Raw genomic sequence first — 23,684 nt, forward strand, 5'->3', positions numbered from 1 at the left:
GAGGGGAAACTCATGTCCAAGGTCATCAGAAACGGAACCATCGTCACGGCCGACCGGACGTGGAAGGCCGACATTCTCGTGCAGCATGACAAGATCGTGGCGATCGGCCACGATCTACATGGCGATCACGAGATCGACGCCACCGGCTGCTATGTGATGCCGGGCGGGATCGACCCGCATACCCATCTCGAAATGCCCTTCATGGGCACCTATTCAAGCGACGATTTCGAAAGCGGAACACGCGCCGCCGTTTCCGGCGGCACCACCATGGTGGTGGATTTCTGCCTGCCCTCGCCCGGCCAGTCTCTGCTGGAAGCCATCCAGATGTGGGACAACAAGTCGACCCGGGCGACCTGCGACTATTCCTTCCACATGGCGATCACCTGGTGGGGCGAGCAGGTTTTCAACGAGATGCCGCAGGTGGTGGAAAAGGGCATCACCTCCTTCAAGCACTTCATGGCCTACAAGGGCGCGCTGATGGTGGACGATGACGAGATGTATTCGTCGTTCCAGCGCTGCGCCGAGATTGGCGCGCTGCCGCTCGTTCATGCCGAGAATGGCGATGTGGTCGCGCAGCTTCAGGCAAAGCTGATGGAGGAAGGCAATAACGGGCCGGAGGCGCACGCCTATTCGCGCCCGCCCGAAGTGGAGGGCGAGGCCACAAACCGCGCCATCATGATCGCCGACATGGCGGGCACGCCGCTTTATGTGGTGCACACGTCCTGTGAACAGAGCCATGAGGCGATCCGCCGGGCGCGGCAGAAGGGCATGCGCGTTTACGGCGAACCGCTGATCCAGCATCTGGTGCTGGATGAAAGCGAATATGCCAATGCCGACTGGGACCATGCGGCGCGGCGGGTGATGAGCCCGCCCTTCCGCAACAAGCAGCATCAGGATTCGCTGTGGGCGGGGCTGCAGGCAGGCTCGTTACAGGTGGTGGCAACCGACCATTGCGCCTTCTCCACCGAGCAGAAGCGCTATGGCGTTGGCGATTTCACAAAGATCCCGAACGGCACGGGCGGACTGGAAGACCGCATGCCGGTGCTCTGGACACGCGGGGTCAACACCGGGCGGCTGACCATGAACGAGTTCGTCGCCGTCACCTCCACCAACATTGCGAAAATCCTCAACATGTATCCGCGGAAGGGCGCGATCGTTGAAGGCGCGGACGCGGACATCGTGATCTGGGATCCGGAAGCCACGAAGACGATTTCGGCAAAGAGCCAGCAATCGGCCATCGATTACAATGTGTTCGAGGGCATCGAGGTGAAGGGCCTGCCGAAGACCGTTCTGTCGCGCGGCGAGATCGTGGTCGAGGATGGCGTGGTCAAAGCGAAGCCGGGCCACGGAAAATTCGTGGAGCGCGAACCGCATATGGCGGTGAACAGGGCGCTGTCGCAATGGAAGGAAGTGACCGCGCCACGCAGGGTGGAGCGGACGGGCATTCCGGCAAGCGGCGTTTAAGGGGGTACGGATCCAGTGAACGCCAACCCAGCCATTCGCCAGGAAGCGTCCTCCCCTCAAACCAGCCAGCCCGTCGTGGAAGCCAAGGGGCTTGGCCTCACCTTCGAGACCAATGACGGGCCGGTGCGCGCGCTCGCCGATGTGGACCTGACCATCAACAAGGGCGAGTTCGTCTCCTTCATCGGCCCATCGGGCTGCGGCAAGACCACGTTTCTGCGCGTGATCGCCGATTTGGAGCAGCCGACCGCCGGCGAAATCCTCGTCAACGGGATGACGCCGGAAGAGGCCCGCCGCAAGCGGGCCTATGGCTACGTGTTTCAGGCGGCGGGGCTCTTTCCCTGGCGCACCATCGAGCAGAATGTCGCCCTGCCGCTGGAAATCATGGGCTATTCGCGGGCGGAGCAGAAGGAGCGCGTGCACCGCACGCTCGATCTGGTGAACCTTGCGGGCTTTGAGAAGAAGTTCCCATGGCAGCTCTCCGGCGGCATGCAGCAACGCGCCTCGATTGCGCGGGCGCTGGCCTTTGACGCCGACCTTCTTCTCATGGACGAGCCGTTCGGCGCGCTCGACGAGATCGTGCGCGACCATCTGAACGAGCAGCTTCTCGAACTGTGGGCGCGCACCGGCAAGACAATCGGCTTCGTGACACACTCGATACCGGAGGCGGTTTATCTGTCGACGCGCATCGTCGTCATGTCGCCACGGCCCGGCCGCGTGACGGATGTGATCGTTTCGCCCCTGCCAAGGGAGCGGCCGCTCGACATCCGCGAAACACCGGAGTTTCTGGAGATCGCACACCGGGTGCGCGATGGGCTGAGAGCGGGGCATGGCGATGACTAGGGAAATGTCCACCGCCAGCGCTGCCCCTCATCCGCCTGCCGGCACCTTCTCCCCGCGCACGGGGAGAAGGACGAAGCGACACCGTCTACGCCCCCTTCTCCCCGCCTGCGGGGAGAAGGTGAGGATGAGGGGCGAGCGCCCCGCCCCAAAGGTGACGCCATGACGGCGGCGGCGGGAACGGCGCCGGCGGGCGCGACAACGCCCTTCTTTCGCCGTGCGGTGGAGGGCAAGACGCTACCGATCCTGATCGTGCTCGGCGTCATCGTTCTGATCTGGTACGCCTTCACCGTCTATCTGAACGCGCCATGGCAGATCGACGCCTATGAGCGCGCGGGGACGGAATGGACAGCCGCCGATCTCGTGCGCGATACGATGGCGCAGGAGCGGCCCGTTTTGCCCTCGCCGCATCAGGTGGTGGCGGAAATCTGGAAAACCACGGTCGGCACCCGGCTCACCTCCAAGCGCAACCTGTTCTATCACGCCTGGATCACCCTCTCCTCCACCCTGCTCGGCTTCGTGATCGGCACCGCGCTCGGCGTGCTGCTGGCCGTCGGCATCGTGCACAACAGGGCGATGGACAAATCGGTAATGCCCTGGGTGATCGCCAGCCAGACGATCCCGATCCTGGCGGTTGCGCCAATGATCATCGTGGTGCTGAACGCCATCGGCCTCTCGGGCCTTCTGCCCAAGGCGCTGATTTCCACCTATCTGTCCTTCTTTCCCGTGGTGGTGGGCATGGTGAAGGGTTTCCGCAGCCCCGAAGCCTTCCAGCTCGACCTGATGCGGACCTACAATGCCAGCGGCGCACAGACCTTCTGGAAACTGCGCTGGCCAGCCGCCCTTCCCTATCTCTTCACCTCCATGAAGGTGGCGGTGGCGATCAGCCTTGTGGGGGCGATTGTCGGCGAACTGCCGACGGGTGCTGTTTCGGGCCTCGGCGCGCGGCTTCTGGCCGGCTCCTATTACGGCCAGACGGTGCAGATCTGGTCTGCCCTCTTCATGGCGGCCGCACTCGCCGCCATTCTGGTGGGCGTGGTGGGCATCGGCCAGCGCATGGTGATGGCGCGGATGGGAGAAAAGCCATGAACTGGGCGCTGACGGGAGCCTTTCTTTTCTGGGCAGGGGCCTGGGCGCTCAATGAGTGGCTTGCGCGGCTCAACCCGCGCTCGGCATCGGCCAAACGCGCGCTCGGCATTCTGATCCCGGCCATTTTCGGCATCACGCTTCTGGTGGTCTGGGAAGGGCTGGTGCGCGGCTTCAACATCTCGCCCGTGCTTCTGACGCCGCCAAGCGCCATCTGGGCGCGGCTGGTCTCCTCCGTTCCCACCCTGTGGGCGGACTTTCAGCAGACCTTCCTGAAAGCGGTGCTGATCGGCTACGCCATCGGCTGCGGCGCAGGCTTCCTGACGGCCATCGCCATCGACCGCTCGCCCTTCCTGCAGCGCGGCCTGATGCCGCTGGGCAATTTCGTCTCCGCGCTGCCGATCATCGGCGTTGCGCCGATCATGGTCATGTGGTTCGGCTTCGACTGGCCCTCCAAGGCCGCCGTCGTGATCATCATGACCTTCTTTCCCATGCTGGTGAACACGGTGCAGGGGCTGACCGCCTCTACCGCCATCGACCGCGACCTGATGCGCACCTATGCATCATCCTACTGGCAGACGCTCTTCAAGCTGCGCCTGCCGGCAGCCGCCCCCTTCATCTTCAACGCGCTGAAAATCAATTCCACGCTGGCGCTGATCGGGGCCATCGTCGCCGAATTCTTCGGCACGCCGATTGTGGGCATGGGGTTCCGCATCTCAACCGAGGTGGGGCGCATGAACATCGACATGGTGTGGGCCGAGATTGCCGTTGCCGCACTCGCCGGTTCGCTCTTCTATGGTGCGGTCGCGCTTCTGGAGCGCGCTGTCACCTTCTGGCATCCATCCATCAGGAGTGGATAATCACGGCCGTGAGGAGAACGGCCCAATCAAAGAGGGAAGCGAAATGAAACACGCAGTCACAGGCATACTTTCCGGCGCGCTGATGCTCGCCGCTTCGCAAGCTCTTGCAGCCGACGACGTGACCCTGCAGCTCAAATGGGTAACGCAGGCGCAGTTCGCCGGCTACTACGTCGCCAAGGATCAGGGTTTCTACGAGGAAGAAGACCTCAACGTCGAGATCAAACCCGGCGGGCCGGACATTGCGCCCGTCCAGGTGCTGGCCGGCGGCGGCGCGGACGTGATGGTGGACTGGCTCCCGTCAGCACTGGCCGCACGCGAAAAGGGCGTGCCGGTGGTCAACATCGCCCAGCCTTTCGCGCGCTCTGGCCTGACCATGGTCTGCCGCAAGGAGACCGGCATCGAAAAGCCGGAAGACTTCAAGGGCAAGACGCTCGGCACCTGGTTCTTCGGCAATGAATATCCGCTCTATAGCTGGCTGTCGAAGCTCGACCTGCCGCGCGACGGTTCCGAAAACGGCGTGACCATCCAGAAAATCGGCTTCAATGTCGACCCGCTTTTGCAGAAGCAGGCCGACTGCATCACCGCCATGACCTACAATGAATACTGGCAGGTGATCGACGCCGGGCTGAGCGAAGACGACATCGTTGTATTCAACTACACGGACGAGGGCGTGGCCACGCTCGAAGACGGGCTCTATGTGCTGGAAGACAAGCTTCAGGACCCTGAATTCGTGGACAAGATGGCGCGCTTCGTGAAAGCCTCCATGAAGGGCTGGATGTGGGCCAAGGACAACCCGGATGAGGCGGCGCTCATCGTGCTCGACAATGATGCGACCGGTGCGCAGACCGAAAAGCACCAGAAGCGCATGACGCGCGAGATTGCCAAGCTTCTGGGCGACAGCCCGACGCTGGATGAAGCTGCGTACCAGCAGACCGTCGACACGCTGCTGCAGGGCGGTTCCGATCCGGTGATCACCAAGGAGCCGGAAGGCGCATTCACGCACGACATTTCCAACAAGGCGATGTGATGGCTGGCCGGGCTCGACGCCCGGCTGACAACACAACCCATGCTTTTCCAGGGAAGAGGCGAAAAGGAAGGGGCCAAACGGCCCCTTTTCTTTGTTCTGACCGGAGCCTTTCAGGCGGCCATGCGCCGACGTTCCGCCTCGCGATACGCGCCGGGCGTAGCGCCTGTCTGCCGCCGGAAGAAGCGATTGAAATAGGCCGGGTCCTGAAAACCCAGCGAATAGGCGATGGCCTGCACCGGGGTTGGCGTGAACACCAGATCACGCCGGGCCACATCGAGCAGGCGGCGGGCGATGAGCTGCGAAACGCTGACGCCGGCCTCCTGTCTTGCGATGCGGTTCAACTGCGCAACGGAGACGCCCACGCGTCCGGCGTAGAAACCAACCGGGCGATGCTCGCGAAAATGCGCGGCGATCAGCGTATCGAGCGCCTCCATGCGTGCATTGTCCCGCGTCGACATGGCTTTCTTCGGCAAGCCGGCCCTTGCGCCAAGACGCGCCAGCCAGACCAGAACCTCCGTCAAAAGCGCATCCAGAATGAGATCGCGGCCAATGTCCCTCCGCCCGTTTTCGGCGTGAATGCGCCGCAGGAGACGCCCCACCTGCGCACCGCCCTCCCCGGTGGAAGCATCAGGCTCGCCCAGCGGAACGATACGGGTGGAAGCGAAGAAATCGGCAAGGGTCCGGTCGGCGGCGATGGGCAGGGAAAGCCGGTCTGCCAGAACCGTGGTCACCAGCCCTTCGGACTGGCCGAGAAAGCGGAAGCCATGTGCAGCGCCGGGCGGAATGAAAAGCGCGCAAGGGGCGGTAAAATGACAATCGGCCTGTCCTTCGGCCATCATGATGCCCTCGCCCTCCGTCACCCAGAATATCTGGAAAAGCGCGGAATGGCGGTGCACCGAAATTTCCCAATTGTGCAGTGAACTGCGAACGGAGAGCGTTTCGCAATGCAGCCAGAAATCAGGAGATTCGCCTGTTTTTTCTTGGTAAAGTCTGTAATTCGGTATCGATCTCTGCACCGGCCCCCTCCCGCACGATGCGCGAATAGTGCAATCGTTTGCCGGAAATGTCCATTGCCGCACCCGACGGAAACAACCACTCTTCGCGATGCAATTGGGAGGATTGCCATCGTGCGGACTCAGGTCGCCATCATCGGCTCCGGCCCGGCCGGGTTATTATTGGGGCAGCTCTTATCGCGCGCCGGGATCGACAATGTGATTCTGGAGCGCGCATCCAGAGCGCATGTGCTTTCGCGCATCCGCGCCGGCGTTCTGGAGGAAGGCACCGCCGCCATGCTGGACGAAGCCGGCGTCGGCGCACGCATGCGGGCCGAAGGCCTGCCGCATGACGGTTTCGATCTGGCCTTCGACAATCGCCGCCACCGGGTCGACCTTCACACGCTGACCGGCGGCAAACGGGTTCTCGTCTACGGGCAAACCGAAGTCACTCATGATCTGATGGACGGGCGCGACGCCATCGGCGCGCAGACGGTCTACGAAGCGCGGGACGTGCAGCCGCACGGTTTCGATACCGACACCCCTTCCGTGACTTATGAGAAAGACGGCCAGACGCACCGCATCGCCTGTGATTTCATTGCCGGTTGCGACGGGTTTCACGGCATTGCGCGGCAGTCGATCCCGCATGAGGCGCTGGAGACGTTTGAGCGCATCTATCCGTTTGGCTGGCTTGGCATCATCGCCGACGTGCCGCCGGTGGGCGACGAACTGATCTACGCCAATCATCCGCGCGGCTTTGCCTTATGCTCCATGCGCTCCACCACACGCAGCCGCTACTATGTGCAGGTGGCCGCCGATGAGCGCGTCGAAGAATGGACGGATGCGCGCTTCTGGGACGAGATCCGCCGCCGCCTGCCGGACGCCACCGCCGAGGCCATGACCACCGGCGCCTCCATCGAGAAATCCATCGCGCCGTTACGCTCCTTCGTCGCCGAGCCCATGCGTTTTGGCCGATTATTCCTCGCCGGCGACGCGGCGCATATCGTGCCGCCAACCGGCGCAAAGGGCCTGAATCTCGCTGCGAGCGACGTGCGCTATCTCTTTGATGCGCTTCGAGAATATTACATCGAAAAATCCACGGCCGGCCTCGACGCCTATTCGCAGAAGGCGCTGGCCCGCGTGTGGAAAGCGGAGCGGTTTTCCTGGTGGATGACCAGCACGCTTCACCGCTTCCCCGATCAGGGCACATTCGGCCAGCGCATCCAGCATGCGGAGCTCGACTATCTGTTCCAGTCGCGCGCAGCACTTACCATGCTCGCCGAAAACTATGTCGGCCTGCCCTTCTGATCCCCTGCCATTAGAATACCCGGCCCTACGGTCGGCCCCAGACTACCAAGGAGAATAGCATGTCCAGCAAGGAAGAAAGCGCCCGACACAAGGAGGGCATGAAGACGCGTCGCGCGGTGCTGGGCGATGCCTGGGTGGACAATGCGCAAGCCCGCAAGACCGCCTTTGACGAGCCTTTTCAGGAACTCATCACGGAAGCCGCCTGGGGACACGTCTGGTCGCGGCCCGAATGGACAAAGCGTGAGCGCTCGATGGTGACCATCGCGCTTCTGGCAGCGCTCGGACAGGACGAGGAACTTGCCATGCATGTACGCGCCACCGCCAATACAGGAGCGAGCGCGAAGGATCTGCGCGAGGCCATGCTGCACGTGGCCATCTATGCCGGCGTGCCTGCGGCAAACCATGCAATCAAGATCGTCAAGCAGACGCTTGCGGCGATGGAGGAAGACAAGGCATGAAGAACCAGAGACCGGAAACCGGCGGCTTCTTCCAGCGCGACCGCGCCTGGCAACCGCCAGCGCTGACCCCGCTTTACAAGACATCCGTCGTGCGCTCGCCGCAGAAAGCGCCGATCGCCTTTCCGCACACGCCGTCTGAGATCACCGGACCGACATTCGGGCACGGCATTCTGGGCGCGCTCGACAACGACCTGACGCTGAACCATGCGCGCTCCGGCGAAAGCGCGATTGGACCGCGCATCATCGTCTATGGCCGGGTTCTGGACGAGAATGCGCGCCCCGTCCCCAATGTTCTGGTCGAGTTCTGGCAGGCCAATGCAGGCGGCCGCTACCGGCACAAGAAGGACGGCTACCTCGCTCCGCTGGACCCCAATTTCGGCGGCTGCGGGCGGACCATCACCGACGAAGACGGCAATTATTCCTTCCGCACGATCATGCCTGGAGCCTATCCCTGGCCGAACGGCATCAATGACTGGCGGCCGGCGCATATCCACTTCTCCGTGTTCGGACACGGTTTCGTTCAGCGCCTGATCACGCAGATGTATTTCGAGGGCGATCCGATGATCTGGAAATGCCCGATTGTCGGCACCATTCCCGACCGCAGGGCCATCGAGGGGCTGATCGCGGCGCTCGACATGGAGGCGACCGTGCCGATGGATGCGCGCGCCTACAAGTTCGACATCGTTCTGCGTGGCCGCCGCTCGACCCTTTTTGAAAACCGCATGGAGGGCAATTGATGGCCCAGGATCTCAATCGCCTGAAGGAAAGCGCGTCGCAGACCGCCGGCCCTTACGTCCATATCGGCCTGACGCCGAATTTCTGCGGCATTGAAGGCATCTTCCCTGACGATCTCGGCGCATCGCTCGTCAGCGACCAGACGAAGGGCGAGCGCATCAGCGTGGTGATCCGCGTGTTTGACGGAACGGGCTCGGTTCTGAAGGACGCGCTGGTGGAAACCTGGCAGGCCGACGCCGAGGGGCTTTACAACTCCCCTTCGGAGACGCGCGGCGCGGCGGACCCTGCCTTCAGCGGCTGGGGGCGGTTTCCCTCCGACATGGAAAGCGGCGAAATCCGCTTCGAGACGATCAAGCCCGGACCGGTTCCCTTCCCCGGTGGACGCATGATGGCGCCGCACATCAATCTCTGGATCGTGGCGCGCGGCATCAATCTGGGGCTGGCGACGCGCCTGTATTTCGGTGACGAAGAGGCAGCAAACGCCGAGGACCCGGTGCTCGCGCGGATCGAACATCGAAACCGCGTGCCGACGCTGATCGCCAGCCGCGACGGCGACATCTACACGTTCGACATCCATCTCCAGGGGGAGATGGAAACGGTGTTCTTCGACATCTGAACGACACCCCGCTTTCTTTTTTGCCGCATCAACCTGCCGCCGGGCCAATCGCCCGGCGGCAGATGTGTTATTGAGCTACTCAGAACGCCAACCGGGACATTTGCCGCATGACCATCTCCGTGTTCGATCATCCCATCCTTTCAGGCCTGCTTGGCGACGAGGAGCTCGCGCATCTCTTTTCCGCGCGGGCGGAACTCGACGCGGTGCTGAAATTCGAGGCCGCGCTTGCCGAAGCCGAAGCCGATGAGGGCGTCATTCCGCGCCCGGCGGCGGAGACGATCACCGCGACGCTAGCGCGCTTCAGCCCGGATGTGGCCGGTCTGAAGGCCGGCGTGGCGCAGGACGGGGTGGTTGTGCCGGCGCTGGTCAGGGAATTACGCGCAGCCCTTCCCGAAGACGTCAGGGCGCATCTCCATTTCGGCTCGACCAGCCAGGACGTGATCGATACGGGGTTTGCACTGCGGGTGCGCGATGCGGTGGCGATTCTTGCGCGGCGGCTTGCCGGGCTGATTGACGCGCTGGAGGCTTTGGAGACGCGGGACGGACAGACCAAAGTGATGGCGCATACGCGCATGCAGGCCGCCATTCCCGTTTCCGCCAGCCGGAAAATCCGGTCATGGCGTGAACCGCTCATCCGCGATGTGCGACGGCTGGAGACGGTTCAGGGCGACATCGCGGTGCTGCATTTCGGTGGCGCAGCCGGCACGCTCGACAAGCTCGGCCACAAGGGCGAGGCCGTTGCCGGGCGGCTGGCGGCACGGCTTGGCCTTGCGCAGCCCGACCATGCCCGCCACAGCGAGCGCGACGGGATCGCCGCTTTTGCCTCCGTTCTCTCGCTGATCAGCGGAAGCCTCGGCAAAATGGGGCAGGACATCGTGCTTGCCGCGCAGAGCGAAATTGGTGAGATCGAACTGGCGGCGGGCGGCGGATCTTCCGCCATGCCGCACAAGAAGAACCCGGTCGCCGCCGAAGCGCTGGTGACGCTCGCGCGCTTCAACGCCACGCTGGTGGGTGGCGTGCATCAGGCGCTGGTGCATGAAAACGAACGCTCCGGCGCGGCGTGGACGCTGGAGTGGATGCTTCTGCCGCAGATGGTTGTCGCAACGGGTGCGGCCTTGCTCAAGGCTTCGGAACTGGTGGACGGGCTGGCGTTCAAGGCCAGGAGCGTTTAGCAGGGCGCTGTGTTCCCGGGCGTCCGTCGGCGCTCGCCCCTCACCCTTACCCTCTCCCCGCCAGCGGGGAGAGGGAGACCTCGACGTGGTGGGTCAATTTTCAACCGGTGGCGCTCCACAGAAACGTGGCGGTGCAACGCTGCCTTCTCCCCGCAGGCGGGGAGAAGGTCCCGGCAGGGGGATGAGGGGCGCTGCGCCAGTTCTCCAGAATGCCGGAGGACATGGCAAAGGACGCCCCAAATCGCCCCACGCTACATGGCGTTCATGGTCAGGAGTTCGTAGGCGGCAACCTGCTCGCCTTCCTGATTGTAGACGCCGACATCCCAGCGCACTTCGCCATATTCGTCCTTGCGGCGGGTCTTCTGCTTGACCGTGAGGCGCACTTTCAGCGTGTCGCCGGGGGAAACCGGCTTCATGAAGCGCAGATTGTCGAGGCCGTAATTGGCGAGCACCGGTCCGGGCGCAGCCTCCACGAACATGCCTGCCGCAAAGGACAGGATGAGATAGCCATGGGCGACGCGGCCGGGGAAGAACGGATTGGCGGCAGCCGCCTCCTCGTCCATATGCGCGTAGAACGTATCACCGGTGAACTCGGCGAAATGCTCGATGTCCGCCAGCGTCACCTCGCGCGGACCGGCCCAGAGTGTGCGGCCGGGCTCCAGTTCGCCAAAGGTCAGGCGGAAGGGATGCGGCTCTTTCTCTTCGGTCGAAGCGCCAGCCACATAGCGGTTGGTGATGCCGGCGATCAGATCGGGGCTCGCCTGGATCGCGGTGCGCTGCATGTAGTGCATCACGCCACGGACGCCGCCCAGCTCCTCGCCGCCGCCGGCGCGGCCCGGACCGCCATGCACCATGTGCGGCAGCGGCGAACCGTGGCCGGTTGCCTCCTTACCGGTGTCGCGGTTGGCGAAATAGAGCCGGCCATGGAAAGCGCCCGCTTCCAGAACCGCCTGCCGGGCCACCGCCGGGTCATGCGTGAAGACCGAGGCGACAAGCGAGCCCTCGCCGCGATTGGCGAGTTTCAGCGCATGGCCGAGATCCCGGTACGGCATGATGGTGGACACGGGGCCGAACGCCTCGACCGAATGCAGCTTCTGAGCGCCATCGGGATCGTCGCAGGAGAACAGCATGGGCGGCACGAATGCGCCCGCTCCGGCATCGGCATCGGTGACCGAAAACGCATCCGGATCGCCGAAGACACGGCGGGCCTCGGTGGCGAGAATGCCGGCCTTCTCAAGAACGTCGTCGCGCTGGGCGAGGCTTGCGAGCGCGCCCATCCGCACGCCTTCGCTGCGCGGATTACCGACTACGGTCTTCTCAAGCCGGGCGATGAGCGCGTCGGTGACCGCATCGCGGTGTGCGTCGGGCACGAAAATACGGCGTACAGCGGTGCATTTCTGGCCGGCCTTGGCCGTCATCTCGCGGTGCACTTCCTTGATGAAAGCGTCGAATTCAGGCGTTCCGGGGGCTGCATCCGGCCCAAGCACCGAAGCGTTGAGCGAATCCTGCTCGGCCACGAAGCGCACGGAATTGCCGATGATCTTCGGGTTGGCGCGCAGCATGGATGCGGTGGAGGCGGAGCCCGTGAAGGACACCACGTCCTGACCGGTCAGGCGGTCAAGCAGGTCTCCGGTGGAACCCGCAATGAACTGAACCGCGCCTTCCGGGAACAGGCCGGATTCCACGATCATGCGGAAACAGGCTTCAGCCAGCCACGCGGTGGCGGAGGCCGGTTTGACGATGGCCGGAACGCCGGCGATCAGCGTCGGTGCAAGCTTTTCCAGCATGCCCCAGACGGGGAAGTTGAAGGCGTTGATGTGGACGGCCACGCCCTGAAGTGGGGTCGCCACGTGCTGGCCAACGAAGTTTCCGGAGCGGGAAAGCTGCTCCAGCGCGCCATCCACATAGACCCTGTCATCGGGCAGCTCACGCCGGGCCTTGGACGAATAGACGAACAGCGTGCCGATGCCGCCATCAATGTCGATCATCGAGTCAGGCTTGGTCGCACCGGTCTCGTAGGAAAGCTCGTAGAGCGCTTCGCGGCGGTCGTTCAGATACTGCGCCAGCGCCTTGATGGCGAAGGCGCGGTCGTGGAACGTCATCGCGCGCAGCGCCGGCCCGCCCACCTGGCGGGCATGATCGGCCATGCCGGCGAAATCCAGCTTCTGCGAACCGAGTTCGGCAACCACATCGCCGGTGACCGCACTCCGCAGGGGTTTGAGATCGCCCGAGGGCGCAACCCACGCCCCTGCCGCATAGCTTTCAAGCCGCATCACGCTCATGGAAAACTCCTTTATTGATCAGCGCACCCGCGCCGGCAGCCGGGAGAAGCCGCGAAAGCGCACACGTCCGGTGCGTTCCGGCTCGCCCGTCATCCGGTAGTCGGGGAAACGTTTGAGAAAATGCGAAATGCCGATGCGCCCTTCCATGCGCGCAAGCGAGAAGCCCGCGCACAGATGAGGCCCACCGGCAAAGGCCAGATGCTTGTTGGGCCTGCGCCCCACATCAAGCCGGTCCGGATCGGCAAACTGGCGCGGATCGCGGTTGGCAGCACCAATGCACAGATGGATCGGCGTGCCCGGCTCCACGGTTTCGCCATGGAACTCCACCGGCTCCACCGCCATGCGGTTGCCGAGCTGGTTGGGGCTCTGGAAACGCAAGAACTCATCGACCGCCGTCGCGATCAGGTCCGGGTCGGCTTCAAGCCGCGCCTTCTCTTCAGGCCAGTGCAATAGCTCATAAAGGGCGTTGCCGATGAGGTTCGTGGTGGTCTCGTGACCGGCATTGAGGATGAAGATGCAGTTCTGCAGAAGCTCCACCTCGGAGAGCTCTTCGCCCTCATTGCCATTGATGAGACGGGTCAGGACGTCGGTCGCCGGATCACCGGGATTGCGCCGGCGATCATCGGCAATGTCCTTCAGGAACGCCTTGAAATCGGTGACAGAGGTGTTGCCCCATTTGAGCTGCTCGTCGGTGAGAACCGGTTCGAGCGCACCAAGAATGGCAAGCGACCAGTCGCGCAGCGGCTCGCGCGCCTCGTGGGGAATATCGAACAGATTGCCGATCACCTCGATGGGGATCGCGGCGGCGAAATCCTCGATGAGATCGACCTCGCCCTTCTCTTCCATACGGTCGAGCAAGCCATCGACCAGCGTGATCAGACCCGGCTCAAGCGCTGCCAGCGCACGCGGCGTGAGCGCGCCCATCATGATCTTGCGCACCCGTGTGTGGAGCGGCGGATCGTTGAAGACGAGGCTCGTCGTGTGATGCTCGTAAAGCGGCGTGTCGCCGAACTTCGGCAGGAACTCGGCCTTCTTGTCGGAGGAAAAGGTTTTCGTGTCGCGATAGACGCGGTCGAGATCCTCATAGCGCGACAGCATGACCGACCCGTCGGCGAAACGCTTCAGGGGCGCGTGCTCCAGAAGTGCGTGATAGACCGGAAACGGATCGTCCACGAAGCCCGCGGGCAGCGCCGTCAATTCAAAGCCCTCCGCCAGTTTCTCGCCATTGGTTGCAGCGTTGTCTGCCGTTTTTGTCATGCTCTCCTCCCGGAAGCGGCCCCACCGCCTCCTCTCAACAGTATTATTGACCGACCGGTCGGTTTATGCAAGTCTGCTTTCACCGACGCCGTTGGGAGGAGCCTAGATGTCACAAATGCAACTGTCTCCACAGGAGATCGCAGAGCGCAGCGCAGCAGCCATGTGGGCGCGCGACGACGCCTCGCAATGGCTCGGATGCAGCCTTGATGCGGTGGCGCCGGGCAGCGCCACCCTGTCGATGACGGTGGAAACGCACCACACGAACGGGCACGACATCTGCCACGGCGGCTACATCTTCACACTGGCGGATTCCGCCTTCGCCTTTGCGTGCAACTCCTACAACCAGATCGTTGTCGCGCAGCACAATTCCATCACCTTCGTTGCGCCCGGCGCGCTCGGCGACCGGCTTACAGCGGTGGCGCGCGAGGTGGCGCGGTTCGGGCGCTCGGGCATCTATGATGTTCGCGTGGAGAACCAGAACGGCAAAGTCATCGCGGAGTTTCGCGGCAATTCCCGCGTCATTGGCGGCAAGCATTTCGAGGAAGACGCCTGACGGCATCCTCATCTTCGGGAGATAATGATGAAAGACCTGCCCCCCAAAAAGGAAGACCTGGACCCGATCGAAATCGCCTCGCGCGATGAAATCCAGGCCCTGCAGCTTGTGCGCCTCAAATGGTCGCTCAGGCACGCCTATGAAAACGTACCGCATTACAAGAAGAGCTTCGACGCCGCCGGTGTTCATCCCGACGATCTGAAGCAGCTTTCCGACCTGTCGAAATTCCCCTTCACGGTGAAGACGGACCTGCGCGACAATTATCCGTTCGGCATGTTCGCCGTGCCGCGCGAGAAGGTGGCGCGCATTCACGCCTCATCCGGCACGACCGGCAAGCCGACCGTTGTGGGCTACACCGCAAAGGACATCGACACCTGGGCCGAGGTGATGGCGCGCTCGATCCGCGCATCCGGCACGCGGGCGGGCGACATCGTTCACGTGGCCTATGGCTATGGGCTCTTCACGGGCGGTCTGGGTGCGCATTACGGCGCGGAGCGGCTGGGCGCGACGGTGGTGCCGGCATCGGGCGGCATGACCACGCGGCAGGTGACGCTGATCGAGGATTTTCGGGCCGACACGATCATGGTCACGCCCTCCTACATGCTGTCGATCCTCGATGAATACCGCGCGCGCGGCCTCGACCCGCGCAAGAGCCCGCTCAAGGTGGGCATTTTCGGCGCCGAGCCATGGACCAACGCCATGCGCGCCGAGATCGAAGACGCATTCGACATGCATGCGGTCGACATTTACGGCCTGTCGGAAGTGATGGGACCGGGTGTTGCCAATGAGTGTGTGGAGACCAAGGACGGGCTACATATCTGGGAAGACCATTTCTATCCCGAGATCATCGACCCGGAGACCGGCGAAGTGCTGCCGGACGGCGAAAAGGGCGAGCTGGTTTTCACCTCGCTCACCAAGGAAGCCTTCCCCATCGTGCGCTACCGCACGCGCGACCTGACGCGGCTTCTGCCGGGCACGGCGCGCTCCATGCGCCGCATGGAGAAGATCACCGGCCGCTCGGACGACATGATGATCCTGCGCGGGGTCAATGTGTTTCCCACCCAGATCGAGGAGCAGATCCTCACCGTCAACGGGCTCGCGCCGCATTTCCAGATCGAGCTGACGCAGGAAGGCCGCATGGATGCGATGACCATTCATGTGGAGATGGAAGCGCTGGAAGCGGGCGAAGAAGTGCGGCTTGCGGCCTGCCGCCAGCTCGGCGAACGCATCAAGGATGTGGTCGGCGTGACGGTGCGCGTCAACGCGACCGACCCCGGCGGCGTGGCCCGCAGCCAGGGCAAGGCCGTGCGCATCATCGACAAGCGCGACAAACAGTGAGAGTACCGACGCTCATTTCAACAGTGACTCGCCCCTTCCCGCCCGTGAACGGCGCGAGGGGCGACACAGACGCACAAACGCACAAACGCCCCCGGGATATGCATTGATGGCCCGCACCCGAGCCAAGGATTATGACGACAAGCGCGACGCCATGCTGCATGGCGCAGCGCGCATCTTCGCGCGTGACGGCTATGACCGCGCCTCGATGAACCAGCTTGCAACGGAACTCGGCGTTTCGAAGGCGCTGCTCTATCACTACTACACCTCCAAGGAAGCGCTGCTTTTCGACATTATCGAAACGCATTTGCAGGAACTGGTGGAAGCCGTGGAAGAGGCTGACCAGCCCCATGAAGCTCCGCAGGAGCGGCTGGAAGGGCTGGTGACGGCGCTGCTCGACGCCTATCGCGATGCGGACAATGAGCACCGCGTGCAGCTTTCCGGCCTTCAGCTTCTGCCCGACGCACAGCAGGAAGAGCTGAAAGCGCTGGAGCGCCGGCTGGTTGCGCTGTTTGCCGAAGCGGTGCGGCAGGTGAACCCGGAAGTCTTCGACAACAGGCCGCTTCTGAAACCGGTGACGATGAGCCTGTTCGGCATGCTCAACTGGTTTTACATGTGGTTCCGCGAGGATCGCGGCATCTCCCGGCAGGACTATGCGAAGCTTGCCACGCATCTTCTGGTGAGTGGCGTGAAGGGGCTCGACTGACAATCTTGCCCGCCTCCCCGTCCCGTGGCATGTGGATGGCATGGATGCGCCGACCGAAACTGCAGAAACCACCCTTTCCGATCTGATCGACCGCCTGCACGGGCGCGGCCGCCTCAGGGTCTGGTCACTGGTGATCACCCTGTTCGGCGACGCCATCGTGCCGCGTGGCGGCGAAGCGCCGCTGGCCGCACTTCAAACCGTGATGGCGCGGCTGGGCATCGAGGCCGGTGCGCTGCGCACCGCCATGTCGCGGCTTGCCGGCGATGGCTGGGTGGTGCGCGAACGGCGCGGCCGCAACTCCTTCTTCTCGCTGGACCGGCATGGCCAGCACGCCTTCGACCTGGCGACACGGCGCATCTATGCAGCGGGCGCGCCCGACTGGGATGGCTCGTGGACGGTGGCGATCGCGCCGCCCAACGGCAATGGCGAACATGACGAGGCGCTGAAGGAGCGCGGCTTCCTGAAGATCGCGGAAGGGGTTCACCTGCTGCCACGCACCAGAATGCCGAACGGCGACGCCGTGCTCGCGGACATGCTGGTGATCCACGGTTCAAGCGCCGAACATCCCGAAATGCTGCGCAGCCTCTGGCCTTCAGACGAGATCGCCGCCGCCTATGCGGAGCTGATTGCCGATTACACGCCGCTGGCCGATCAGCTTGCCGGAACGCATATGCCCGCGCCCATCGACGCGATGGCGGCACGCACCCTGCTCATTCATGACTGGCGACGCATCGTGCTGCGCGATCCCGGCCTGCCGACCGCGCTCCTGCCGCAGGACTGGCCGGGCGAGACGGCACGCAGGCTGGTGCGCGACATCTATCGCAGACTGAGCGCACCGAGCGAAGCGTGGCTCGATGAAACCGGCCTGCCGGCGCTGGTTGATCCAAAAGGGTTCGGACGGCGCTTCGGCGACTGAACTCAGCCTTCGGGCGACAGCGCCAGAATGACCAGGCCGAGAATGGTCACCACGGCGCCAACCATCACCGAAAGGCTCGCCCAGCCATGGCCGAGCAGACCTTCGAACACGATGATCAGCGTCGGTGTGAGGTAGTTATAGGCGAGCACCTTGGAGGCGGGCAGCCGCAGGGCGGCAAACTGGAGCAGGAAGAACGTGCCGGCCGTGGTGAAGATCGCCAGATAGAAGATCGCCAGCCAGGTGATCGACGGCAGGGCGAACCAGTCGGTCGCGGCGATCTCGCCCACGCCGTAAAGCGCAATCAGCACGCCTGTGGCCAGCAGCGTCCAGAAGGTGAAGGCGAAGACCGGCTCGCCGCGATTGTAGAGCCGGACGAGCGAGGCATAGGCCGCATGCCCGATGACTCCGACAAAGAAAATCAGCTCCCCCTCGCCCATGTCGAAGCGGCGCATGGCTTCGAAATTGCCGTCGAAAATGACCCAGACCGAGCCGAGACCGGCCAGAACGAGACTCGGGATAACGAGCCCGCGCGGCACCTGCCGCAGGAAGAGATAACCGAAAAAGGCGCTGAGCAGCGGCATCAGCGTGAAGACCGCGCCGGTCGAGACCGGGCTGGTCATGCCGAGCGCCACGAACATGGTGACGAAATAGAACGCCATCAGGCCGCCCAGAACCAGAAAGCGCCACGGGGCTTTCGGGAAGGGAAGCGGCTGGCGCAGCACAAAGCGCACCACCAGCCCCATGAAGACAATGCCGATCAGGAAACGGGCGGCATTGAGCGCGACCGGGCCGATATGCTGCGCGGCCATCGACCCCAGAGAGAAGGAGCCGGCGACCAGTGTTGCAAAGGCCAGCATGGCCAAATGGCCAAGCCGCTTTTGCACCCCCGTCGCGCTGGTGCGATACGCCTCGCGCCGCGCGGCCTTCGTCTCTACCGTGTCAGTCAATGCATCCCCCGAAGAACGCCATTCAGCCTAAAGGAACAGCCCGGAAATCCAAACCGGATTTCGGGCTGCTCGGCAGAAAGGCGTGTTCTGGCTTAAAAGGGATCAGGCGGCAGCCGACGCATCATCGGCGATCACCGGATGGACCGAGCGGAACGGGATCGCGATGCGGTTCCACACATTGATGAGACCGACGAGCACGGTAAGCTGCACCAGCTCCTGCTCGGAGAAATGCTCCAGCATCTCATTGTAGAGCGCATCCTCGACCGGGCCGTCGGAGATGTGCGTCAGACGCTCGGTCCAGGCAAGGGCTGCGCGCTCACGCCCGGTATAGAGCGGGGATTCACGCCATGCCGAGACGAGATGCACACGCTGCTCGCTCTCGCCATCGCGCCGCGCCTCGCGGGTGTGCATGTCGACACAATAGGAGCAGCCATTGATCTGCGAGGCGCGCAGGTTCACCAGATGGATCAGCCCTTGATCGAGGCCGCTTTCGTTCACCGCCTTCTTGAGATTGAAGATCGCGCCAAGCAGTTTCGGCTCGGTCTTCACATAGTTCAGGCGTTCTTGCATGATCATTCCTTTCCATTTCAGAAGATGGCGTCAGCCCTGCGGACGCTGGTTTCGCGCAACGAAGGCGCAGCTGAAGGCGAGCGCGCGCGGATCGGCCTCCCCCAGATAGTCGGAGATCACGTCACTCAGCCGCGTCTTGCGCAGCTCGGCGCGATAGGCCTGCTCGGCGCGCAGCATGGCGGCGTTGATGTTGCAGGGCGCGGCATAGACCTCGGGTTCCAGCGCACCCGGCCCGCGCTGGCGGATCTCCGCACAGCGAAAGGCCGGCTGCGGCCCCTCGATGGCAAGCACCACGTCCAGCAGGGTGATCGCATCCGCCGACCGCGCCAGGCGATAGCCGCCATGGGGCCCGGAAACCGATTCGAGAATGCGGGCGGCCGTCAGCGTTTTCAAATGCTTGAGCAGATAACTTGGCGAGAGGCCGTGATATTCGGCAAGCGCGCCGGCCGGCATGGTGCGCCCCTCTTCCAGCTGCGCAAGAAGCGTGGCGCAATGGATCGCCGCCTCAACGCCTTCACTCAGTTTCATGTCGATCTCCCTATTGCGGATAAAATATATCCTGGATAATAATTATCCGCAATAGGAGTAGACGTTGCTTCTGCCATTTCCTGACAGACGCTCAAAGAAAAACGGCGGCGGATAACCGCCGCCGCCAGACCTATTCCGCAGCCACTTTGGAAGGGTTGTTCGGATGCGTCGTCCAGTTGGCGTAGACCGGCTCGACCTTCTCGCCCGTGCGCTTGTCGAGCGCCCCGGCGGCCAGCGGCACCATGTCGATGCAGCCCTCCACCGGACAGACATTGACGCACAGATTGCAGCCGACGCACTCCTCTTCGATCACCTCGAAATGACGCTTGCCGTCGACCATGGCCGTGATTGCCTGATGAGACGTGTCCTCGCAGGCGATGTGGCAGCGACCGCACTTGATGCACTGGTCCTGATCAATGCGCGCCTTGGTGACATAGTTGAGGTTCAGATACTGCCAGTCGGTGACATTGGGCGCCGCGCGGCCGATCACGTCATCGAGCGTGGCGTGCCCCTTGGCGTCCATCCAGTTTTCAAGCCCCTCGATCATCTCCTCGACGATCTTGAAACCGTAGGTCATGGCGGCGGTGCAGACCTGAACCGTACCGGACCCCAGCGCCAGAAACTCGGCGGCATCGCGCCATGTGGTGATGCCGCCAATGCCGGAGATGGGCAGGCCTGCGGTCTGCGGATCGCGGGCGATCTCGGCCACCATGTTGAGCGCGATGGGCTTTACCGCCGGGCCGCAATAGCCGCCATGGGAGCCCTTGCCGTCGATGGTGGGTTCGGGCGCGAAATTGTCGAGATTGACCGAGGTGATGGAATTGATCGTGTTGATGAGCGACACCGCATCCGTGCCGCCGGCATGGGCCGCGCGGGCGGGCTGGCGCACATCGGTGATGTTGGGCGTGAGCTTGGTGATGACGGGCATGCGCGTGTTCTGCTTGCACCAGCGCACCACCATCTCGACATATTCGGGCACCTGGCCAACGGCTGCGCCCATTCCGCGCTCGCTCATACCGTGCGGACAGCCGAAATTGAGCTCGATACCATCGGCTTCCGTCTCTTCCACCAGCGGAAGGATGGCTTTCCACGCCTGCTCCTCACACGGCACCATGAGCGAAACGATGAGCGCCCGGTCCGGCCAGTTCTTCTTCACCTGCTTGATTTCGCGCAGGTTCAGATAAAGGTCGCGGTCGGTGATGAGCTCGATGTTGTTGAGGCCGAGAAGCCGGCGGTCCGCGCCCCAGATCGCGCCGTAGCGGGGTCCGTTGACATTGACGACCGGAGGCCCCTCCTCGCCCAGTGTCTTCCAGACGACGCCACCCCAGCCCGCCTTGAAGGCGCGCTCGACATTGTAGGCCTTGTCTGTGGGTGGTGCGGAAGCAAGCCAGAAGGGATTGGGAGACTTGATGCCGACGAAATTGCTGCGAATGTCTGCCATGGGTTTTCCGCTCCTCAGCCGGCCAATGCGCGATGAATGCTCTCGGCTGCGTCGCGCCCCTGCGCGACCGCCGATACGGTGAGATCGTCGCCGCCGGCGATGCAATCGCCACCGGCCCAGACGTTCGGCATGGAGGTGCGCCCTTCCGCATCGGTCTTGATGCGACGCCCTTCAAGCTCAACCGACGCGGTGCTGCCGTTCAGAACGCCTGCCTCGAAGGACTGGCCAATGGCCTTGAAGACCTGATCGGCGCGCAGCGTCAGCGTTTCGCCGGTGCCTGAAAGCCTGCCGTCCTTCAGCGCCGTGTATTCAAGCTCGATGCCGCTCACCCGGCCATTGTCGGCGATGATTCGCGTTGGTTGGAGCCAGTGCCTTATGGTGACGCCTTTGGACGCCGCCAGATCCTGCTCGAACGCCGAAGCGTTCATGTGTTCCTGGCCGCGCCGGTAGCAGATCGTGACCTCCTCCGCGCCCAGAAGCCGCGCCTGTACGGCTGCGTCGATGGCCGTCATGCCGCCGCCGATGACGACGACACGCCGACCGACCGGCAGGCTGGCGAGATCCCTCGCCTGACGCAGATGGGCAATGTAGTCGACCGCGCTCTCGACGCCGTCAGCCGCTTCGCCTTCCGCACCGAGCGCATTGACGCCGGCAAGCCCCATGCCAAGAAAGACGGCGTCGTGATCACGCGTTAAATCGCCAAGCGAAAAATCACGCCCCAGCGCCTTTCCTTCCTCAAGACGGATGCCGCCAATGGCCATAAGGTAATCGACCTCGGCCTGGGCGAAGCCATTGGGCGTCTTGTAGGCGGCAATGCCGAACTCGTTGAGCCCGCCGGGCTTGGGCCGCGCCTCAAGGATCGTCACGTCATGACCATGCATGGCCAGACGGTGCGCACAGGCAAGGCCTGCGGGCCCTGCCCCGACAATGGCAACGCTCTTGCCGGTTGGCGCAGCGCGTTCATAGAACTGCGCGTCAGCCTCCATGGCCGCGTCCGTGGCATAGCGCTGGAGCCTGCCGATCTGGACCGGCTTGCCCTCTGCCTCCTCACGCACGCAGGCCTCCTCGCAGAGGGTCTCCGTGGGACAGACGCGGGCGCACATGCCGCCCAGAATGTTCTGGTCGAAGATCGTTCTGGCCGAACCCAACGGATTGTCCGTCGCGATCTGCCGGATGAACATGGGTATGTCGATCGATGTCGGACACGCCGTGGTGCACGGCGCATCGAAGCAGAAGTAGCACCTGTCCGCCTCGACGGCCGCCTCATGGCGGTCGAGCGGTGGATGCAGGTCGGCGAAGTTCTTTTCGTATTCCTCACCGGAAAGGCGGCCGGCGGCGATGCCGTCCGCGTAGAGACCATCAGCCATTCCGTATTCCCCTTTTATTATTGGGGAAAGGCTAGCGCAGTTTCTTTTTTTTATCAATCGGTCAAATTTTCGACCCCGCCGCATCCTCTTGAATTAAAACATGAATTTACAATTCATATTTACAAGCCGCGGATATCAAACAAAAAACGCCGCCCGGCAAGGGCGGCGTTTGCGATGCGGACGGCCCTGCAATGGGCGATCAGAAGACCTCGATGGAACTGATGTCGTCGTTGTAAATGTCGCGCAGTCGGCGGGTGTCGCGACGGATGGTTTCACACCAGCCGCCGAAATTGCGCCGCTCGCAGACACGCGCCTCGGCACCGCCCTCAAGCGTCACCGAGGAGATGCGGTTGTTCCATTCGCGCGGCAGGCGCGCCGTGCCATCACCGGCATCGAAACAGATGCTCGCGCCCCGGAAATCGACACGCTCGTAAAAACAGGCGCGACGGACCCGGTCATAGCTGCCCTCGTCGCCCGGCCGGCGGCGATAAACCCGGAAGGACGAAACCGTGTCGCCCCGGCGCAGAGAAGGCACATCACGGGTGAGGAGATCGCAGCGACCGGCATAGTCGATCCTTGAGCAGATCTCGACGGAGGTGCGCTCGCCAACGCGGATCGAGGCCACGCGGCCATCCCAGTTGCGATCCATCACGCGCGCATCGTCGCCAATGCCGGCGCAGAGACGGCGGCCCTGAAAGTTCGGACGGTCGTAAAAGCACACATTGCGCGGGGTCGGGCGGCGATCACCGTCGAAACGGTCGTCATTGTCGAAAGCGGTGTCGTCACGGCGGCGATCATCCAGCTCGCGCATGACGAAATCAAACAATTTGAGCCCGAGCGTCGATCCGATATCGGAGATCGGGCGATCCCTGTAAGCCGGCCTTGTGTCGCGCAGATAACGCGCGGAAACCCAGCCCGTGCGCCCCGCATAACCCACTTCGCACCATTCATAACGGTCGGTGCAGCGCAGCGTCACCACGCGCGCGCCATTCGGAATGGTCAGAACCACGCGATAGCGTGTGCCGGGGCCTTCGCGCATGTTGAGATCGGTCGTGACCACTGCCTGAACATTCTGCTGCGCGCGCGCCGGAACCGACAGCGCGGCCGCCAGGCCAAGAGCGGCGAACGCCATGAGAAGGAAGCGGAAGAACCCCGAGGGCATGCGAATCTCCTGTTGCAATCCGGTTAGTCGGCGCAAAGTGATGGAAAATCAGCCGCATATCCAGA

General features: G+C 63.3%; 23 protein-coding genes. 14 read left to right on the forward strand and 9 right to left on the reverse strand.

The genetic code is table 11. The features are described 5' to 3' along the window. Window positions 1-12: 12 nt before the first annotated feature. The 5 genes from hydA (at window position 13) to JYP46_RS11570 (ending at window position 5,274) form a co-directional block, all read left to right on the forward strand. Window positions 13-1,464: a dihydropyrimidinase gene (gene hydA, locus JYP46_RS11550; protein ID WP_206543920.1), complete on the forward strand. Its 1,452-nt coding sequence runs from the start codon at window positions 13-15 to the stop codon at window positions 1,462-1,464. Between the two features lie 15 nt (window positions 1,465-1,479). Further along, complete coding sequence (locus JYP46_RS11555) at window positions 1,480-2,304, forward strand: ABC transporter ATP-binding protein (protein WP_113155686.1); 825 nt, start codon at window positions 1,480-1,482, stop codon at window positions 2,302-2,304. Window positions 2,305-2,463: 159 nt separating this feature from the next. Beyond that, a complete protein-coding gene (locus tag JYP46_RS11560; RefSeq protein ID WP_206548159.1) occupies window positions 2,464-3,390 on the forward strand; it encodes an ABC transporter permease in 927 nt (308 codons plus the stop codon). Continuing rightward, entirely contained in the window at window positions 3,387-4,247 is an 861-nt protein-coding gene (locus tag JYP46_RS11565) for an ABC transporter permease (RefSeq protein WP_206543923.1), read from the forward strand. Before JYP46_RS11560 ends, JYP46_RS11565 begins: the two co-directional genes overlap by 4 nt. 43 nt (window positions 4,248-4,290) lie before the next feature. After that, entirely contained in the window at window positions 4,291-5,274 is a 984-nt protein-coding gene (locus tag JYP46_RS11570) for an ABC transporter substrate-binding protein (RefSeq protein ID WP_113155688.1), read from the forward strand. A 110-nt stretch (window positions 5,275-5,384) separates the two neighbouring features. Here JYP46_RS11570 and JYP46_RS11575 read toward each other — a convergent pair whose 3' ends face one another. After that, entirely contained in the window at window positions 5,385-6,290 is a 906-nt protein-coding gene (locus JYP46_RS11575) for a helix-turn-helix domain-containing protein (protein ID WP_206548160.1), read from the reverse strand. Between the two features lie 111 nt (window positions 6,291-6,401). Between JYP46_RS11575 and pobA the strand changes: the two genes are divergently transcribed. The 5 genes from pobA to JYP46_RS11600 all read left to right on the forward strand — a co-directional run bounded on the left by pobA (window position 6,402) and on the right by JYP46_RS11600 (window position 10,555). Further along, window positions 6,402-7,574 carry a 4-hydroxybenzoate 3-monooxygenase gene (pobA, locus tag JYP46_RS11580; RefSeq protein ID WP_206548161.1) on the forward strand — a complete coding sequence of 391 codons (1,173 nt, stop codon included), beginning with the start codon at window positions 6,402-6,404 and terminating at the stop codon, window positions 7,572-7,574. Window positions 7,575-7,633: 59 nt separating this feature from the next. Further along, entirely contained in the window at window positions 7,634-8,032 is a 399-nt protein-coding gene (pcaC, locus tag JYP46_RS11585; protein ID WP_206548162.1) for a 4-carboxymuconolactone decarboxylase, read from the forward strand. Next, window positions 8,029-8,769: a protocatechuate 3,4-dioxygenase subunit beta gene (gene pcaH, locus JYP46_RS11590; RefSeq protein WP_206548163.1), complete on the forward strand. Its 741-nt coding sequence runs from the start codon at window positions 8,029-8,031 to the stop codon at window positions 8,767-8,769. The genes pcaC and pcaH overlap by 4 nt, the downstream gene beginning before the upstream one ends. After that, entirely contained in the window at window positions 8,769-9,383 is a 615-nt protein-coding gene (gene pcaG, locus JYP46_RS11595; protein ID WP_206548164.1) for a protocatechuate 3,4-dioxygenase subunit alpha, read from the forward strand. Before pcaH ends, pcaG begins: the two co-directional genes overlap by 1 nt. Window positions 9,384-9,490: 107 nt before the next feature. After that, on the forward strand, window positions 9,491-10,555 hold the full coding sequence (locus tag JYP46_RS11600; RefSeq protein ID WP_206548165.1) for a 3-carboxy-cis,cis-muconate cycloisomerase: 1,065 nt from the start codon (window positions 9,491-9,493) through the stop codon (window positions 10,553-10,555). A 251-nt stretch (window positions 10,556-10,806) separates the two neighbouring features. On the opposite strand, the gene paaZ is transcribed toward JYP46_RS11600, so the two are convergent. Then, window positions 10,807-12,837 carry a phenylacetic acid degradation bifunctional protein PaaZ gene (gene paaZ, locus JYP46_RS11605; RefSeq protein WP_206543931.1) on the reverse strand — a complete coding sequence of 677 codons (2,031 nt, stop codon included), beginning with the start codon at window positions 12,835-12,837 and terminating at the stop codon, window positions 10,807-10,809. A gap of 18 nt (window positions 12,838-12,855) precedes the next feature. Continuing rightward, window positions 12,856-14,094 (reverse strand): cytochrome P450, encoded by a 1,239-nt coding sequence (locus tag JYP46_RS11610; protein WP_206548166.1) that lies wholly within the window; start codon window positions 14,092-14,094, stop codon window positions 12,856-12,858. Window positions 14,095-14,209: 115 nt separating this feature from the next. Here JYP46_RS11610 and paaI point away from each other — a divergent pair, with 115 nt between their 5' ends. The 4 genes from paaI to JYP46_RS11630 all read left to right on the forward strand — a co-directional run bounded on the left by paaI (window position 14,210) and on the right by JYP46_RS11630 (window position 17,604). Continuing rightward, window positions 14,210-14,647: a hydroxyphenylacetyl-CoA thioesterase PaaI gene (gene paaI, locus JYP46_RS11615; protein ID WP_113155696.1), complete on the forward strand. Its 438-nt coding sequence runs from the start codon at window positions 14,210-14,212 to the stop codon at window positions 14,645-14,647. Window positions 14,648-14,674: 27 nt separating this feature from the next. After that, a complete protein-coding gene (paaK, locus tag JYP46_RS11620; RefSeq protein ID WP_206548167.1) occupies window positions 14,675-15,985 on the forward strand; it encodes a phenylacetate--CoA ligase PaaK in 1,311 nt (436 codons plus the stop codon). A gap of 106 nt (window positions 15,986-16,091) precedes the next feature. Next, window positions 16,092-16,688 (forward strand): TetR/AcrR family transcriptional regulator, encoded by a 597-nt coding sequence (locus JYP46_RS11625; protein WP_113155697.1) that lies wholly within the window; start codon window positions 16,092-16,094, stop codon window positions 16,686-16,688. Between the two features lie 40 nt (window positions 16,689-16,728). Further along, a complete protein-coding gene (locus tag JYP46_RS11630) occupies window positions 16,729-17,604 on the forward strand; it encodes a PaaX family transcriptional regulator (protein ID WP_113155698.1) in 876 nt (291 codons plus the stop codon). Between the two features lie 2 nt (window positions 17,605-17,606). Here the strand turns inward: JYP46_RS11630 and JYP46_RS11635 are convergent, their stop codons facing one another. The 6 genes from JYP46_RS11635 to JYP46_RS11660 all read right to left on the reverse strand — a co-directional run bounded on the left by JYP46_RS11635 (window position 17,607) and on the right by JYP46_RS11660 (window position 23,619). Then, on the reverse strand, window positions 17,607-18,551 hold the full coding sequence (locus JYP46_RS11635; RefSeq protein ID WP_236042182.1) for a DMT family transporter: 945 nt from the start codon (window positions 18,549-18,551) through the stop codon (window positions 17,607-17,609). Between the two features lie 102 nt (window positions 18,552-18,653). After that, window positions 18,654-19,121: a carboxymuconolactone decarboxylase family protein gene (locus JYP46_RS11640; RefSeq protein ID WP_206543933.1), complete on the reverse strand. Its 468-nt coding sequence runs from the start codon at window positions 19,119-19,121 to the stop codon at window positions 18,654-18,656. 30 nt (window positions 19,122-19,151) lie between these two features. Next, on the reverse strand, window positions 19,152-19,649 hold the full coding sequence (locus JYP46_RS11645) for an RrF2 family transcriptional regulator (RefSeq protein ID WP_206548168.1): 498 nt from the start codon (window positions 19,647-19,649) through the stop codon (window positions 19,152-19,154). Window positions 19,650-19,779: 130 nt separating this feature from the next. After that, window positions 19,780-21,090 carry an NAD-dependent dihydropyrimidine dehydrogenase subunit PreA gene (gene preA, locus JYP46_RS11650; protein ID WP_206543934.1) on the reverse strand — a complete coding sequence of 437 codons (1,311 nt, stop codon included), beginning with the start codon at window positions 21,088-21,090 and terminating at the stop codon, window positions 19,780-19,782. Between the two features lie 14 nt (window positions 21,091-21,104). Continuing rightward, window positions 21,105-22,457 (reverse strand): NAD(P)-dependent oxidoreductase, encoded by a 1,353-nt coding sequence (locus JYP46_RS11655; RefSeq protein ID WP_206548169.1) that lies wholly within the window; start codon window positions 22,455-22,457, stop codon window positions 21,105-21,107. 199 nt (window positions 22,458-22,656) lie between these two features. Then, a complete protein-coding gene (locus JYP46_RS11660; RefSeq protein ID WP_206548170.1) occupies window positions 22,657-23,619 on the reverse strand; it encodes a peptidase inhibitor family I36 protein in 963 nt (320 codons plus the stop codon). Window positions 23,620-23,684 lie beyond the last annotated feature (65 nt).

The sequence above is a fragment of the Nitratireductor aquimarinus genome, assembly GCF_017255295.1.
Lineage (GTDB): Bacteria > Pseudomonadota > Alphaproteobacteria > Rhizobiales > Rhizobiaceae > Nitratireductor > Nitratireductor aquimarinus.